This is a genomic window from Saccharopolyspora sp. NPDC047091, from assembly GCF_040643635.1.
GTDB lineage: Bacteria > Actinomycetota > Actinomycetes > Mycobacteriales > Pseudonocardiaceae > Saccharopolyspora_C.
In genome coordinates this window covers 25,590-41,112 of the sequence record NZ_JBEYUS010000059.1, presented here as the reverse complement: position 1 = coordinate 41,112, position 15,523 = coordinate 25,590, and the positions used below count along the sequence as shown (strand labels likewise).

Genomic DNA, 15,523 nt, shown 5'->3' with positions numbered 1-15,523 from the left:
GAACAAGTGCGGGGCCGTCGTGCCTATCCGTTCCGGATCAGACGGAGACCGTCAGATCACGCACCGCCGGAGAGCTTCTCCCGCAGCGCGGCCAGCTGGGCGTCGCTGGCCAGGGAGCCCGCGTCCTCCTGCTGCTCGGACGAGCCGGAGGACGAGTAGTTCCCGCCGCCCTGCTCGGAACCCGCACCGGAAGCACCCGCGGCAGCGGCCTCGGCGTCGGCCTCGGCGGCCTTCGCGACCTGCTTCATGTGCTGCTCGTAGCGGGACAGCGCGTCGGCGTACTGGCGCTCCCACTCCTCGCGCTGGGTGTCGTAGCCTTCCTGCCACTCCTGGGTCTCCGGGTCGAAGCCCTCGGGGTAGATGTAGTCGCCGTTGTTGTCGTACTCGGCGGCCATACCGTACTGAGTGGGGTCGAACTCGGAGTCCGGCGTGAAGCCCTCGTTCGCCTGCTTCAGCGACAGCGAGATCCGGCGGCGCTCCAGGTCGATGTCGATGACCTTGATCATCACGTCGTCGCCGACCTGGACGACCTGCTCCGGGATCTCCACGTGGCGCTCGGCCAGCTCGGAGATGTGCACCAGGCCCTCGATGCCCTCGTCGACGCGGACGAACGCACCGAACGGAACCAGCTTGGTGACCTTGCCCGGCACGATCTGACCGATCGCGTGGGTGCGGGCGAACTGGCGCCACGGGTCTTCCTGCGTCGCCTTCAGCGACAGCGAGACGCGCTCGCGGTCCATCTCGACGTTGAGGACCTCGACCGTGACCTCCTGGCCGACCTCGACGACCTCGCTCGGGTGGTCGATGTGCTTCCAGGACAGCTCGGAGACGTGCACCAGACCGTCGACGCCACCCAGGTCCACGAACGCACCGAAGTTGACGATCGAGGAGACGACACCCTTGCGGACCTGGCCGTTCTGCAGCTGGTTGAGGAACTCGCTGCGGACCTCGGACTGGGTCTGCTCCAGCCAGGCGCGACGGGACAGGACCACGTTGTTGCGGTTCTTGTCCAGCTCGATGATCTTGGCTTCGAGCTCGCGGCCGACGTAGGGCTGCAGGTCGCGCACGCGGCGCATCTCGACCAGCGACGCGGGCAGGAAGCCGCGCAGGCCGATGTCGAGGATGAGGCCGCCCTTGACGACCTCGATGACGGTGCCCTTGACGGGCTCGTCCTTGTCCTTGAGCTCCTCGATGGTGCCCCAGGCGCGCTCGTACTGGGCGCGCTTCTTGGACAGGATCAGCCGGCCTTCCTTGTCCTCCTTCTGGAGGACGAGGGCCTCGACGAAGTCGCCGACGGTGACGACCTCGGCCGGGTCGACATCGTGCTTGATGGACAGCTCCCGGGACGGGATGACGCCCTCGGTCTTGTAACCGATGTCAAGCAGCACCTCGTCGCGGTCGACCTTGACGATGGTGCCCTCAACGATGTCGCCGTCGTTGAAGTACTTGATGGTTAGGTCGACGGCGGCGAGGAAGTCCTCCTCCGTCCCGACGTCGTTGACCGCGACCTGCGGCTTGGTGGCGGTGGTCGGAACGGTGGTGGTGTCGGTGGACATCAGGTGGGTTGCTCCGGTACGGATAGTTTGTCGGTTGCCTGCGGTTGTCCCCCGCATCGGCCGGCGCGGGACCCGGGCTGGCAGACCTACCAGCACGCATCCGCGCTACGACCCGCTGGGGGTTGCACCTTGGATCTTAGCCTCCGGGACCGACACCTCTGCGGGCGGAACCGGCGGAACTGGTCCGTTCGCGCTCGGCCCGGTGGTGTTCGACTCCCGGATCCGGTTCGAGCGGTCACCCGCTGCTTCCCCGGCCTGCGCGGCCTGCCACGTCCTCGGACCCGGCGGAACCGCACCACAGTCGAACGCCGGGCCTCCCGTCGTTAATCCCGATCGGGGTGCGCAACCTGCCGGGAAGCTCGGCTCCGGCGACGGCGGTCGGCGGAGCCGACCGGCGGAGCCGGTCCCGGGCGTCTTTCCCCAGCCTGCATGCACGGACACGTTAAGACCCACGGCGCGGGCGGTATCGTACGCGTTCGCGCGATCGCGGAGCAAACCACTTGTCGGCGAAACACCGAACCACAGGACTTCTCATGCCGCACGACGATTCGGCCGCCCCCGAAATTTCACCTGACCCAGCGACAGAAGACCAGCCGGACGGCGGTTTCGCGCACGCCTCCGCCGAGCTGGCGCTGGGCACTCTGGGTGTGAGCAAGCGCACTGCCGACGCCGCAGAGTCCCGCCGGGCGAGCCGGCTGTGGTGGGACGCCGACGCCGACGACTACGCGGCCGAGCACGGCGAGTTTCTCGGCACCAGCGACTTCGTCTGGTGCCCCGAGCGGGTGCGGGAGGCCGACGCCCGGCTGCTCGGCGACGTCACCGGCAAGCGGGTGCTGGAGGTCGGGGCGGGTTCCGCGCCCTGCTCGCGCTGGCTGGCCGCGCAGGGCGCGCACCCGGTGGCGCTGGACATCTCCGCCGGGATGCTGCGGCACGCGCGGCGCGGCGCCGCCGACAGCGGCATCGAGGTGCCACTGGTGCAGGCGAGCGCCGACGCGCTGCCGTTCGCCGCGGACAGCTTCGACCTGGCGTGCTCCGCGTTCGGCGGCGTGCCGTTCGTGGCCGACGTCGGCGCGGTCTTCCGCGAGGTCGTGCGCGTGGTGCGCCCCGGTGGGCGCTGGGTGTTCTCGGTGACGCACCCGATGCGCTGGATCTTCCCGGACGACCCCGGCCCGGGCGGGCTCACCGTCGCGCAGTCCTACTTCGACCGGACGCCGTACGTGGAGATCGACGGGGACGGGCGCGCCACCTACGTGGAGCACCACCGGACGCTCGGCGACTACGTGCGAGAGCTGAACGCGGCGGGCCTGCGGCTGCTGGACGTCATCGAGCCGGAGTGGCCCGCGGGCGCCACGCACACCTGGGGGCAGTGGAGCGGCCTGCGCGGCAAGCTCTTCCCCGGCACCTCGATCTTCTGCTGCGAACTGGCCTGAACCCCGCAGGCGGTGCGCCGTTCGGGCGCGGTGATCGTCGCGAGCTGCCAGAATCCTGATCACCCGGCGGCTAGGCGAAGGGGTGACGGCGCACATGGGTGACGCGCAGGACCTGCTCGACCGGCAGTGCGCGCGGTTCGCCGCGCTGGACCACCGGCTGCCGGAGCGGTACCTGCTGCCGAAGGGCGATCCGCTGCTGGCGCGGCTGCCGGACGGGACGGCGGTCGCCGGGCTGGTCGCGCACACCCGGAACCCGCCGGGTTCGGCGCAGAGCCTGTGGCAGGCCACCGATTCCTTCGAGCTGTTCCCGCTGCTCGGCGAGCACCCCGGTGCGGGCATGGCCGCGCTGCTGGCGGAGTGGCGGCGCTGGCTGGCCGCGCACGGAGCTCCGGCCGAGGACTCGTCGTGCGTGGTGACCTGGCCGAGCCGGGATGCGGAGGCGTCCCGCGCACTGCTGGACCACGGCTTCGTCCCGCTGTCCTGCCTGGCGATCCGACCGCCCGCGCCGCCCGCGGCACTAGATACGAAACTCTCTGGTACCGTAAACCTGCGCCGCGCCGAACCGGCCGATCTGGACTCCGTGGTCGAGCTCGCCATCGCCGAGCACGCCTACGCCGCCCTCGTCGGCGCCTCGGTGCACCGCCCTCGGACCGCCGAGCTCAAGCGCAACGCCGCGCGCCTGCGGCTCGCCGCGGGCAACGGTCCCGGCGGCGACCCGGTGTGGCTGGCCGAACAGGACGGCACACCGGTCGCACTCGCCGAGTGCGGCTGGATCGACCCCGACCGCCACTCCGGCGGCCACCGGCTCCGATCCGGCAGGTGGGCCTACGTGAACTGCGTGTCGGTGCACGAACGGGCCCGCGGCGGCGGCGTGGGACAGCGGCTGATGGCCGAAGCGCACGCGGAGTTCGCGCGCGCCGGGGTCGTCGGCAGCTTCCTGTACTACAACCCGCCCAACCCGCTGTCGTCGGTGTTCTGGCCCCGCCAGGGCTACCGGCCGCTGTGGACGATGTGGGAGGTGCGCCCGGCAACGGCGCTGCGCTGACCCCCACCGCTGTGAAGGAGTCGAGACGACGCGTGGAGATCGTCGCTGACGCAGTCGAGGTCACCGGGGCGCACAGCACGCTGCTCGCCCCCACCTCGCTGCACGTGAACAGCGGAGACCTGCTGGTGGTCACCGGAGAACCCCACTCCGGCCACACCGCCCTGGCCCTCGCCCTGTCCGGCCGGCTCAAGCCGAGCCGGGGCCGCGTCCTCGTCGACGGCGCCGACGACCCGAAGGCGCTGCGCCGCCGGGTCGCCATCGTCGACGGCCCGGAGATCACCGAACCCGAACCGAGCGTTCCCGTGCGCACCGCGGTCGCCGAAGGCCTCAGCATCGCGGGCCGCCGCTCCGGCCGCGCCGCCGTCCGGACCTGGCTCGCCGCGCACGACCTCGCCGAGCACGCCGACACCCGCGTGGAGAACCTGCCCGCCACCGAGCGGACCCGGCTGCTCGTCGACCTCGCGTGCGCGGCGAAGCACACCGACGCGCTGGTGCTCGACACGCCCGACCGGCACGGCGGCGACCCGAGTTCCTGGTTCGCGCTGGCGAAGCGGGAGGCCCGCAGGCAGCGCGCGGTCGTCGTGCTCTGCTCGCCGCACACCGCCGACCGGCTCGCCGTCCCCCATGCCCGAGTGGGCGCGGACAACCGCGCCGAAGAAGGTGCCCGATGACCACGTTCCGCCTCGCCCTCACCGAACTGCGCAGGCTCACCTCCGGCAAGCTGCCGCGGCTCGCGCTGGTCGCCATCACGCTGGTGCCGCTGCTGTACGGGGCGATGTACCTGTACGCGAACTGGGACCCGTACAACCGGCTCGGCGACGTCCCCGCGGCCGTCGTCATCGACGACGCGGGCGCCACCCGCGAGGACGGCAGCAGGCTGGACGCCGGGGACAAGGTCTACGACGAGCTGGCCGACTCCGGCTCGTTCGACTGGCAGCGCACCGGGGCCGAGGACGCCGAGCAGGGCGTCGCCCAGGGCCGCTACACGTTCGCGCTCGTCGTGCCGCGCGACTTCTCCGCGGCGCTGATGTCGCCCGGCGACTTCGAGCCCCGGCAGGCGCAGCTGCGGCTGGTCACCAACGACACCAACAACTACTTGATCTCCACGATCGCCGACAAGGTCGCAGGCGAGGTGCGCAAGGCCGTCGCCGCCGACGCGGGCACCGAGGCCGCCGACCAGCTGCTGCTCGGTTACGGCACGGTGCACGACAAGACGCTGGAGGCCGCTGACGGCGCGGGGAAGCTCGCGGACGGCGCCGGACGGCTGCAGGACGGGCTCGGCACCGCCGAGGAAGGCACCGGGCAGCTGTCCTCCGGCGCGCACCAGCTCCTCGACGGGCAGCGACAGCTGCTGGACGGCTCCGGCAGGCTCGCCGACGGGACCGGGCGGCTCGCCGACGGCGCCCAGCAGCTGCGCGGCGGGCTCCAGCAGCTGCAGGAGCGCACCGCACCGCTGCCCGAGCAGTCCGCGAAGCTCGCCGACGGCGCCGAGCAGGTGGCCCAGGGCAACGAGAAGCTCGCCGACACCGCGGGCAGGCTCGGCGACGTCTCGCAGGGCTTCGTCGACGACCTGGACCAGACCAAGAGCCGCATCGCCGAACAGCTGCGCGCCACCGGCGCCGACGAGGAGACCGTGCAGCGGGTGCTCGCCCACCTCGACGAGCTGAACCAGCCCATCACCGACGCCAACGACAAGGTGCAGGCCCAGATCGGGCAGATCGACAAGCTCGCCGACGGCTCGCGGCAGGTCGCCGACGGCAACCGGCAGCTGGCCGACTCCACGCCCGCGCTGACCGGTGCGATCGGGCAGCTCAACGACGGCGCAGGCACCCTCGTCGGCGGCATCGGCGAACTCGACTCCGGCGCCCGGCAGCTGCACCAGGGCGAGCAGCAGGCCGTCGCCGGCACCGAGAAGCTCACCGACGGCGCCGACCGGCTCGCCGACGGATCGCACCAGCTCGCCGACGGCTCCGGGCAGCTCGTCGACGGCTCGCACACGCTCGCCGACTCGCTCGGCAAGGGTGCCCAGGACATCCCCGACCTGGACGACGCCACCCGGGAGAACACCGCTCGCACCATCGGTGACCCGGTCGCGGTGAACAACGACGCCCAGGTCAAGGCCGCCACCTACGGCGCGGGGCTCGCCCCGTTCTTCATGGGCCTGGCGCTGTGGATCGGCGGGTTTGTGCTGTTCCTGATCATGCGGCCGCTGTCGCAGCGCGCGCTGGCCTCCGGGGTGGCGCCGTGGAAGATCGCGGTCGGCGGGTGGCTGCCCGCCGGGATCGTCGGCATCGCGCAGGCGGTGCTGCTGTACCTGGTCGTGGTGTTCGGGGTCGGGGTGAGCCCGGCGCACCCGTGGCTGACGCTCGGGTTCCTGGTGCTGACCTCGTTCGCGTTCACCGCCGTGGTGCACGCGCTGAACGCGGCGTTCGGACCGAAGGGCAAGTTCATCGCGCTGATCGTGCTGGTGCTGCAGCTGGTCACCGCGGGCGGCACGTTCCCGTGGCAGACCATTCCGGCACCGCTGCACCCGCTGCACCAGGTGCTGCCGCTGAGCTACGTGGTCACCGCGCTGCGGCACCTGCTCTACGGCGGGCCGGGGCTGGAGGCCGCGGGCACGTCCGCGCTGGTGCTGATCGCCTACCTGGTGGCGGGGCTGCTGCTGAGCACGATCGCGGCCTCGCGCCAGCGGGTGTGGACGCCGGGTCGGTTGAAGCCGGAGCTGTCGTTGTGACCCGAGGATGAGCGGAGGGGCCGTCGAGCGGTGTGCTCGACGGCCCCTCCGACGTTCCGGTGCTCACTCCGCGTCGGGAGCGGCCTCCGCTTCTTCGTCGTACCGGGCGACCTCGATCAGATTGCCGTCGGGGTCGCGCAGGTACAGCGAGGTGATCGGCCCGAACGTACCGGTGCGGCCGACCGGCCCCTCCTCGATGCGCACGTCGTTGGCCCGCAGGTGCTCCTGCACTTCGCTGATGGGCTGCTCGGTGACGAAGCACAGGTTGGCCGAGCCGGGCACCGGGTGCGTCGCGGTGGGCTCGACCAGCTCGCTGGCGGCGTGCAGCTTGATGGTCTGCTGCCCGAAGCTCACCGCGCGCCGGTCACCGGGGAAGGTCACCGTGCGCATCCCGAGGATGCGCTCGTAGAACTCTGCCGCCCGATCGACATCGGCCACGGTGAGCACCAAGTGGTCCACTCTGTCGATGTTGATCATTTTCCTCCTCCGGGACCTCCGCCCCGGGTCCGCCGTGCGCACCGCGCGCCGGCTCGTCGGCATCCGCTTTCCGCGAAGTAGGCAGGCTATCCCGGCTATCACCCGAAAGGTCCAACAGGGGGCCCGCCGCGTTCACGTTCCGGCCATCTCAGTGGCTGGGACTACCGCGGCGCCGGAGAACGCAGGTTTCGTGATCGAGCCGCAATCTCCGCAGCTCGGAGACCATGTCCTCGGCATATGCCAACCTCGAGTGTGCCGTCCGCCATACGACGAACGGTGCACCCGCCGTGTACTCAGTGTGCCGCCGAATCCCAGGAACGGCCCGCGCCGACCGACACTTCCAGCGGCACCTCGAGCGGGTAGGCCGCGCCCATCTGCTCGCGCACGATCCGCTCCACCTCGGCGCGTTCCCCGTCGACCAGCTCGATGATCAGTTCGTCGTGCACCTGCAGCAGCATCCGCGACCGCAGGCCCGCCTCCGCGAGGGAGCGGTGCACGCCCAGCATCGCCACCTTGATGATGTCGGCGGCGCTGCCCTGGATGGGCGCGTTCAACGCCATCCGCTCCGCCATCTCGCGGCGCTGCCGGTTGTCGCTGAGCAGGTCCGGCAGGTAGCGGCGGCGACCGAGGATCGTCGAGGTGTAGCCGTCCTCCCGCGCCTGCGACACCACCTCGTGCAGGTAGTCCCGCACCCGGCCGAAGCGGGCGAAGTAGGCGTCCATCTGCGCCTTCGCGTCCTCCGCGGAGATCCGCAGCTGCTGGGCCAGCCCGAACGCGGACAGCCCGTACGCCAGCCCGTAGGACATGGCCTTCACCCGGCGCCGCAGCTCCTGGTCCACCTCGCCGATCGGCACCCCGAACGCCTGCGAGGCCACGAAGTTGTGCAGGTCCTCACCGGAGCGGAACGCCTCGATGAGCCCTTCGTCGCCGGACAGGTGCGCCATGATGCGCATCTCGATCTGGCTGTAGTCGGCGGTCAGCAGCTCCGAATAGCCGGAGCCGACGACGAACACCTCGCGGATCCGGCGCCCTTCCTCGGTGCGGATCGGGATGTTCTGCAGGTTCGGATCGGTGGAGGACAACCGGCCGGTGGCGGCGATGGTCTGGTTCAGCGTGGTGTGGATGCGCCCGTCGTCGGCGACGGACTTCACCAGGCCTTCCACCGTGGTCTTGAGCCGGGTGGCGTCGCGGTGCTCCAGCAGGTGCTGCAGGAACGGGTGCTGGGTCTTCTCGAACAGGCCCTGCAGCGCGTCGGCGTCGGTGGTGTAGCCGGTCTTGGTGCGCTTCGTCTTCGGCATGCCCAGCTCGTCGAACAGCACCACCTGCAGCTGCTTCGGCGACCCGAGGTTGATCTCCTTGCCGATGACGTCGTAGGCCTCCTGCGCGGCCTGCTTGACGCGGCCCGCGAAGTGCGCGCCGAGCTCGTCGAGCAGGTCGGAGTCGACGGCGATGCCCGCGGCCTCCAGCTCGTCGATGACGGCCAGCAGCGGCAGCTCCAGGTCGGTGAGCAGGCCGCGGCTGTCGATGCGCCCCAGCTCGGCGTCCAGCGCGTCCGCGAGCTCGCCGACCGCGCGGGCCTTCACGAGTTCGGCGTTGGCGGCGTCGGCCTTGTCCTGCTCCTCGTCGGCGAGCAGCGACAGCTGGCCGTCGCCGCCCTCGTCCTCGGCGCGCAGCTCCCGCTGCAGGTAGCGCACCACCAGGTCGGGCAGGTCGAAGGAGCGCTGCCCCGGGCGCACCAGGTAGGCGGCGAGCGCGGTGTCGCTGGTCAGCCCGGCGAGCGCCCAGCCGCGGCCGCGCAGCGCGTGCAGCGGGCCCTTCACGTCGTGGGCGGCCTTCGGCAGCGCCGGGTCGGCCAGCCACTCCCCCAGCGCCTTGTCGTCGTCCGCGTTGAGCTCGGTGACGTCCACGTACGCCCCGGCGCCGTCGGCGTCGACCAGCGCGATGCCCGCCAGGTCACCGGCACCGGTCGTCCAAGTCCCGCTGAACGCGAGCCCGACGCGGCGGCCGTCCCGGGCGTGCTCGTCGAGCCAGCCGGCGAGCGCACCGGTCTCCAGCGCGCCGCCGGTCACCTCGAACCCGTCCTCCACCTCGGGTTCCGCGGCGGACAGCGTGGCGAACAGCCGTTCCCGCAGCACCCGGAACTCGAGGTCGTCGAACAGCTTGTGCACCGCGTCCCGGTCCCACTGCGCGACCACCAGGTCGGCCGGGGTGACGCCCAGCGGCACGTCGTGCTCCAGCTGCGTCAGCTCCCGGTTCAGCTGCACCGAGGCCAGGTTCGCCCGCAGCGCCTCGCCCGCCTTGCCCTTCACCTCGTCGGCGCGGTCGATGAGCCCCGCCAGCGACCCGAACTGCTGGATCCACTTGGTGACGGTCTTCTCGCCGACGCCCGGGATCTTCGGCAGGTTGTCCGAGGGGTCGCCGCGCAGCGCCGCGAAGTCCGGGTACTGCTCGGGCGAGAGGCCGTACTTGTCCTCGACGGCCTGCGGCGTGAACCGGGTGAGCTCGGAAACGCCCTTCGTCGGGTACAGCACGGTGACCGCGTCGGTGACCAGCTGCAGCGCATCGCGGTCGCCGGTGCAGATGGCGACCGAGAAGCCTTCGCCGGTGGCCTGCGTGGTGAGCGTCGCGATGACGTCGTCGGCCTCGTAGTTGTCCTTGCTCAGCACCGGCACCGACAGCGCGCCCAGCACGTCCTGGATCAGGCTGACCTGGCCCTTGAACTCGTCGGGGCTGGCGCTGCGGTTCGCCTTGTACTCGGCGAACTTCTCGCTGCGGAAGGTCTTGCGGGACACGTCGAACGCGACCGCGAAGTGGGTCGGCTGCTCGTCGCGCAGCAGGTTGATCAGCATCGAGGTGAAGCCGTAGACCGCGTTCGTGTGCTGGCCCGTGCCGGTCTGGAAGTTCTCCTTCGGCAGGGCGTAGAACGCTCGGTAGGCCATCGAATGGCCGTCGATCAACAGCAGGCGTCGGTCTTCGGGAGCCATCACGTCGCGGGAGTCTAGGCTGACCCACCGACAGCACGTGCGGCGAGGCACGAGGAGGGGTGGACCGTGACGGCGACCGAGAACGAGCAGCCCGCGAAGGATTCGATGGCAGCGGTGCTGAACCCGGAGCCGGGCCAGTTGCAGCACCGGATGGGCATCGAATACCTCGAATACTCACCTGAACGTGTGGTCGCGACGATGCCGGTCGAGGGCAACAAGCAGCCCTACGGACTGCTGCACGGGGGCGCGAACGCGGTGCTGGCCGAATCGGTCGGTTCCATCGCCTCGGCGCTGCACGCGGGAGAAGGCCGGATCGCGGTGGGGCTGGAGCTGTCCTGCACGCACCACCGCTCGGCCACGGAAGGCCGCGTCACCGGCGTCGCCACCCCGCTGCACCGGGGTCGCAGCACGGCGACCTACGAGATCGTCATCACCGATGAGCAGGACAGGCGCACCTGCACGGCACGCCTGACCTGCGTCATCCGCGATCAGCCCGCGGGCTGAGTCACTCCAGGTTCTCGAGCACCGCTTGGGCCACGGCCTTCATCGTGGTCCGGCGGTCCATGGCGGTCCGCTGCAGCCAGCGGAACGACTCGGGTTCGGAGAGGTTGTGCTTGCTCATCAGCAGGCCCTTGGCGCGCTCGATCGTCTTGCGCGCCTCGAGGCGCTCGCTGAGGTCGGCGACCTCGGCCTCCAGCGCCTGCACCTCGGTGAAGCGGGACACGGCCAGCTCGACCGCGGGCACCAGGTCGCGCTTCGCGAACGGCTTGACCAGGTAGGCCATCGCCCCCGCGTCGCGCGCCCGCTCCACCAGGTCGCGCTGGCTGAACGCGGTCAGGATCACCACGGGCGCGATGCGCTCGCCCGCGATGTTCGACGCCGCCTCGATGCCGTCCATCTTCGGCATCTTGATGTCCAGGATCACCAGATCGGGCCGCAGTTCCTCGGCCAGCCGCACGGCCTCTTGCCCGTCCCCGGCCTCACCGACGACCTGGTACCCCTCTTCTTTGAGCATCTCCACCAGGTCGAGCCTGATCAACGCCTCGTCCTCGGCCACGAGTACGCGACGTTCGACGGGCTTGGCCTCGCTTGGGTCCTCGGCAGCCGGCGTGGTCACCGGGTCCTCCTGGGGTAGTTCTGACACGGTCCAGTGCGGTCCCGCACCGGGAAAAACCAGCTTACCGGCCAGGCCCTCCAGCTGAGATGACCAGGGAGGGTGACCATCCCGACACCCGTTTCCGGCAGGTCACATCGGCGCGACGCCCAGGTGGCCGACAGGGCCGCGAGCCGGGCGGCACCGGCGAACGGGACCGACCTCAGCCGGCGGCGGATTCCAGGTGTTCGGCGAGGTTCGCCAGCGACGACTCCAGCCCCGCCACGTGGTCCGCCGCGGAGATGCCCTCCGGCACGCCCTCCGCCCGGACCTCCACCCGAGTGCCGCCACCGACCGCGGCGACCGACCAGGTCATCGTCATCGTCCCCGCGAACGCCGGATCGTCCGAGTCGAACTCGACCTCCTGCACCACGCGCTCCCCCGGCACCAGCGCCGCGAACCGGGCCTCCACCACGTCGGAGTCCGCAGTCGCCTTCCCCGGCGAGCCGGTCGCGTCGACGTAGCTCAACACCATCCGGTACGACCCACCCGGACGGGCGTCGAACCGCTCGAACCGTCCGCACATCCCCGCCGGCGGCAGCCACGCGGCGAGCGCCACCGGATCCACCAGCGCCGCGTACACCCGCCACACCTCGGCGGCGACCACCCGCCCAGCCACATCGACCCGCACCATCCCTGGAGGGTAGGCAGGCGCCACGACAGCCGCGCAGAGCTCGTCCGGCCGAGTCCACACCGAACCCCGCCGAGCACCCCTTCCCAGCCCGGTGATCACCCGTCCGGTAAGCTCGACCCCGCTCGGCCCCCGTAGCCCAATCGGCAGAGGCGGCGGACTCAAAATCCGTACAGTGTCAGTTCGACTCTGACCGGGGGCACTACCGCTCACCAGCGGAAACACTCCGAACTCTGGATCATGGTTCGGTCTGCTGAAGTGTGACCTCGGGGACGAGCGCGCTCAACGCCACGATGCTGCGCGCTCAGAGTCCCGCGAGCGCGGCCGGATCGAGGAGCGAGCCACTGGCTTCCGGGTGGTCGTGTACGCGGGCGTCGATCCGGTCACCGGCAAGCGGGTCCACCTACGCGAGACGATCAAGGGCACGACCGACGCCGCGCGCAAGCGCGCCGAGAAGGCCCTGACGAAGTTGCTCAACCAGGTCAACGAGCAGAACTCAGCACCGTCGACCGTCGCGCTCTCCTACGCGCTGAGCGAGTGGCTGCGCGCCAGCGAACTGGAAGAGAGCACGCGCCACACGTACGAGGGCTACATCCGGCGCACCATCCTCCCCGTGCTCGGCGAGACAGCGGTCAACAAGATCAGTGCGCGGATGCTGGAGAGCTTCTACAGCGAACTCCGGCACTGCCGCGCCCGCGGCTCTCGGAGCGGCCCGCTGCCGGCCGCCGAGGTCACCGACGCGCTGCTCGACCTCGACGCCGCCGTGTTCCGCACCGACAGCACACCAGGGCACCGGCTCGCGGCCCGACGCGGTGCCGGACCGACGAGGCGGATCCGAGTCGCGGGTCGACGTGGCGAGTGCTGAACCGGAGCGGTGGACAGCACATGGCGGCTCGGGCCTGCACGTCACCCGGTGACGTACACGATGCTGTCAGTTGACGTTTCCAAAGTAGGGGTCAACAGGATCCTTTCGGCTAATGCGTCGGCGGCCTGTCCTCCGCAGACTTCGGGAAACACGTTGCACCACCGGAAGGTTTCCCATCATGAACGGTCGCGCCCGTCGTGACGTTGCCACCACGACATCGAGCACCGCATGAAGGAAGCGATACTCGACGTCCTGACCACGTTCCTCGGCTCGCCGTGGTTGTACGTCGCCCTGTTCTCCCTCTCGGCGATCGACGGCTTCTTCCCCGTGGTACCCAGCGAGAGCCTCGTCATCACGGCTGGCGTGTTCGCCGCGAACGGGACGACGAACCTCGCCCTGGTCATCGCCGTGTCGGCGGCGGGTGCCGTCCTCGGCGACCACGTCTCGTACTTCGTCGGGCGGTTCGCCGGGGCCAAGCTGCTCACGCACCTCCGGACCGCCCCCCGACGCCAAGCCGCGTTCGACTGGGCCAGCGGCACGCTCGCGGAGCGCGGCGGGTTGATCCTCGTCATCGCCCGGTACATCCCCGGCGGCCGCACCGTCACCACGCTGACCGTCGGGATGGTCGGTTATCCGCTGTGCCGCTTCACCTGCTTCGACCTGCTCGCGGGCGCGAGCTGGGGTGTCTATTCAGGACTGATCGGTTACTTGGGCGGCATCGCCTTCGAGCGCAACCCGATCCTGGGTCTGCTGTTCGGCTTGGGGCTCGCCCTGTCGGTCACGGTCCTGGCCGAGGCAGGACGGTGGCTCTACCGGCGCCGCGGCCCCGAGTCGGACGAAGCGGCACCCGAGAACTCCGACCCGGTCACGTCCTCCCGGTGAAATCAGTCCAAACCCGCGTCGTGCACCAGGATCGCCGCCTGGACCCGGTTGCGGAAGCCGAGCTTGGACAGCGACCGACTCACGTGCGCCTTCACGGTCGCCTCGCTCATGAACAGCTCCCGGGCGATCTCGGCGTTCGACAGCCCTCGCGCCACAGCGCGGATCACGTCGTGTTCACGGGCCGTGAGCACGTCCAGTCGCCGGCGGAACTTCTCGACCTCCGACTGTTCGGTTTCGGCGAAGGTCGTCAGCAGCCTCTTGGTCACCGTGGGCGAGAGCATCGCGCTCCCGGCCGCGACGGTGCGCACCGCACCGAGCAGGTCCCGAGGCTCGGTGTCCTTGAGCAGGAATCCGACAGCGCCCGCGCGCAGGGCCCGGTGCACGTAGTCGTCCAGGGCGAAGGTCGTGAGCATGATGATCTTGGGCGGATCGGCGCGCCGCTGGAGTTCCTCCGACGCGGCGAGTCCGTCCATGGTCGGCATGCGGACGTCCATGAGCACGACGTCCGGCCGGTGCCTGGCGACGGCATCCACGGCTTCCCTGCCGTCACCGGCCTCGCCGACCACCTCGACGTCCTCGGCCGGATTGAGGATCAAGCGCAGGCCGGTACGCACCAGCGTCTCGTCGTCGACGAGCAGGACCCGAATCACGCAACCCCCTCAGCCACTTCGCCCCGCGCGGAATTCCGAACACCGAGGGTAGCCCGTCGCGTGCGCAGCGAGGCCACCTCGGCATCATCCCATCCACGCCCCGAACCCGATCCTTCCATCTGACGCCATCCGCTCGCCCAGCCCTGGCCGATCCGACGACACAGCACGGAGATTCCATGATCACGGTGCACGACGTGACGAAGCGTTACGGGAGCACGACCGCTGTCCGAGACCTGACCTTCGAGGTGAGTCCAGGGCAGGTCACCGGGTTCCTCGGCCCGAACGGGGCCGGTAAGTCAACCACCATGCGGATGATCCTCGGCTTGGACCGGCCGACTTCCGGCGAGACTCGGATCAACGGCAGCACCTACGCGGCGCTACGCGATCCGCTGCGCGAGGTGGGAGCGCTGCTCGACGCACGCGCGTTGCACCCGCGCCGGTCCGCACGCGACCACCTGCTCGCGATGGCGCGGAGCAACGCCATCCCGGCCGGTCGCGTCGACGAGGTGCTCGACACCGTCGGCCTCACCGGGGTGGCCTCCCGGCACGCCGGGACGTTCTCACTCGGCATGGGCCAGCGGCTGGGGATCGCCGCGGCACTGCTGGGCGACCCGCACACCGTGCTGTTCGACGAACCCGTCAACGGGCTCGACCCCGACGGCGTGCGCTGGGTGCGCGGCCTCGCGCGCTCGCTGGCCGCCGAAGGGCGCACCGTGTTCGTCTCCAGCCACCTCATGAGCGAGATGCAACTGACAGCGGATCAACTGATCATCATCGGCCGGGGCCGGTTGATCGCGAACGCACCGATCGACGAGGTCATCAGCTCCACCGAGGAGGAAGCCGCGTTCGTCCGGACCGGAGACGGCGCGGACCGCACCGTCCTGCGCGAGCACCTCGACGCCGCCGGGTTCACGTGCGAGGACGAGGACGACGGGGTGCTCGTGCGCGGTGCCACCACCGGTGACGTCGGCGACCTGGCGCACGAACTCGGAGTGCGGCTGCACGAGCTGCGGTCGGTCACTCCGTCCCTTGAGGACGCGTACATGCGTCTGACCGAAGGCGACGTCGAGTACAACGCGCCGGAATCCGGCCTTGACGCGGAAGTGCGGAGCTGAC

At 70.5% G+C, this 15,523-nt stretch carries 14 protein-coding genes and 1 tRNA gene; 9 read left to right on the top strand and 6 right to left on the bottom strand.

Annotated elements, in window-relative coordinates; all coding sequences use genetic code 11:
* Positions 1 to 56: 56 nt before the first annotated feature.
* On the bottom strand, positions 57 to 1,556 hold the full coding sequence (rpsA, locus tag ABZ805_RS22305) for a 30S ribosomal protein S1 (protein ID WP_358443470.1): 1,500 nt from the start codon (positions 1,554 to 1,556) through the stop codon (positions 57 to 59).
* Between the two features lie 647 nt (positions 1,557 to 2,203).
* Here rpsA and ABZ805_RS22300 point away from each other — a divergent pair.
* The 4 genes from ABZ805_RS22300 to ABZ805_RS22285 all read left to right on the top strand — a co-directional run bounded on the left by ABZ805_RS22300 (position 2,204) and on the right by ABZ805_RS22285 (position 6,765).
* Positions 2,204 to 2,986, top strand: a complete 783-nt coding sequence (locus ABZ805_RS22300) for a class I SAM-dependent methyltransferase (RefSeq protein WP_358443467.1) — start codon at positions 2,204 to 2,206, stop codon at positions 2,984 to 2,986.
* A gap of 94 nt (positions 2,987 to 3,080) precedes the next feature.
* Positions 3,081 to 4,031 carry a GNAT family N-acetyltransferase gene (locus ABZ805_RS22295; RefSeq protein ID WP_358443464.1) on the top strand — a complete coding sequence of 317 codons (951 nt, stop codon included), beginning with the start codon at positions 3,081 to 3,083 and terminating at the stop codon, positions 4,029 to 4,031.
* Between the two features lie 32 nt (positions 4,032 to 4,063).
* Positions 4,064 to 4,702, top strand: a complete 639-nt coding sequence (locus ABZ805_RS22290; RefSeq protein WP_358443462.1) for an ATP-binding cassette domain-containing protein — start codon at positions 4,064 to 4,066, stop codon at positions 4,700 to 4,702.
* Positions 4,699 to 6,765: a YhgE/Pip domain-containing protein gene (locus ABZ805_RS22285; RefSeq protein ID WP_358443460.1), complete on the top strand. Its 2,067-nt coding sequence runs from the start codon at positions 4,699 to 4,701 to the stop codon at positions 6,763 to 6,765. Before ABZ805_RS22290 ends, ABZ805_RS22285 begins: the two co-directional genes overlap by 4 nt.
* A 63-nt stretch (positions 6,766 to 6,828) precedes the next feature.
* On the opposite strand, the gene ABZ805_RS22280 is transcribed toward ABZ805_RS22285, so the two are convergent.
* Both ABZ805_RS22280 and polA read right to left on the bottom strand, forming a co-directional pair.
* The gene (locus tag ABZ805_RS22280; RefSeq protein WP_358443458.1) at positions 6,829 to 7,242 is read right to left on the bottom strand and encodes a VOC family protein; all 414 of its coding nucleotides are present in this window, start codon (positions 7,240 to 7,242) and stop codon (positions 6,829 to 6,831) included.
* 293 nt (positions 7,243 to 7,535) lie between these two features.
* On the bottom strand, positions 7,536 to 10,226 hold the full coding sequence (gene polA / locus ABZ805_RS22275; RefSeq protein ID WP_358443478.1) for a DNA polymerase I: 2,691 nt from the start codon (positions 10,224 to 10,226) through the stop codon (positions 7,536 to 7,538).
* A 105-nt stretch (positions 10,227 to 10,331) separates the two neighbouring features.
* On the opposite strand from polA, the gene ABZ805_RS22270 reads away from it, so the two are divergent.
* On the top strand, positions 10,332 to 10,730 hold the full coding sequence (locus ABZ805_RS22270; protein ID WP_358443475.1) for a hotdog fold thioesterase: 399 nt from the start codon (positions 10,332 to 10,334) through the stop codon (positions 10,728 to 10,730).
* A gap of 1 nt (position 10,731) precedes the next feature.
* Here the strand turns inward: ABZ805_RS22270 and ABZ805_RS22265 are convergent, their stop codons facing one another.
* Both ABZ805_RS22265 and ABZ805_RS22260 read right to left on the bottom strand, forming a co-directional pair.
* On the bottom strand, positions 10,732 to 11,343 hold the full coding sequence (locus tag ABZ805_RS22265) for a response regulator (protein WP_224962936.1): 612 nt from the start codon (positions 11,341 to 11,343) through the stop codon (positions 10,732 to 10,734).
* Positions 11,344 to 11,542: 199 nt separating this feature from the next.
* Positions 11,543 to 12,013: an SRPBCC family protein gene (locus ABZ805_RS22260; RefSeq protein WP_358443456.1), complete on the bottom strand. Its 471-nt coding sequence runs from the start codon at positions 12,011 to 12,013 to the stop codon at positions 11,543 to 11,545.
* 125 nt (positions 12,014 to 12,138) lie between these two features.
* Here ABZ805_RS22260 and ABZ805_RS22255 point away from each other — a divergent pair.
* From ABZ805_RS22255 to ABZ805_RS22245, 3 genes are all read left to right on the top strand, one after another.
* Positions 12,139 to 12,212: transfer RNA gene (locus tag ABZ805_RS22255), tRNA-Leu, on the top strand.
* A gap of 153 nt (positions 12,213 to 12,365) precedes the next feature.
* Complete coding sequence (locus tag ABZ805_RS22250) at positions 12,366 to 12,875, top strand: N-terminal phage integrase SAM-like domain-containing protein (RefSeq protein WP_358443454.1); 510 nt, start codon at positions 12,366 to 12,368, stop codon at positions 12,873 to 12,875.
* 228 nt (positions 12,876 to 13,103) lie between these two features.
* Positions 13,104 to 13,757 (top strand): DedA family protein, encoded by a 654-nt coding sequence (locus ABZ805_RS22245; RefSeq protein ID WP_358443452.1) that lies wholly within the window; start codon positions 13,104 to 13,106, stop codon positions 13,755 to 13,757.
* Between the two features lie 2 nt (positions 13,758 to 13,759).
* Here ABZ805_RS22245 and ABZ805_RS22240 read toward each other — a convergent pair whose 3' ends face one another.
* Complete coding sequence (locus ABZ805_RS22240) at positions 13,760 to 14,407, bottom strand: response regulator transcription factor (RefSeq protein ID WP_224955878.1); 648 nt, start codon at positions 14,405 to 14,407, stop codon at positions 13,760 to 13,762.
* A 176-nt stretch (positions 14,408 to 14,583) separates the two neighbouring features.
* On the opposite strand from ABZ805_RS22240, the gene ABZ805_RS22235 reads away from it, so the two are divergent.
* Positions 14,584 to 15,522 carry an ATP-binding cassette domain-containing protein gene (locus tag ABZ805_RS22235; protein ID WP_358443449.1) on the top strand — a complete coding sequence of 313 codons (939 nt, stop codon included), beginning with the start codon at positions 14,584 to 14,586 and terminating at the stop codon, positions 15,520 to 15,522.
* The last annotated feature ends 1 nt before the right edge of the window (position 15,523 follow it).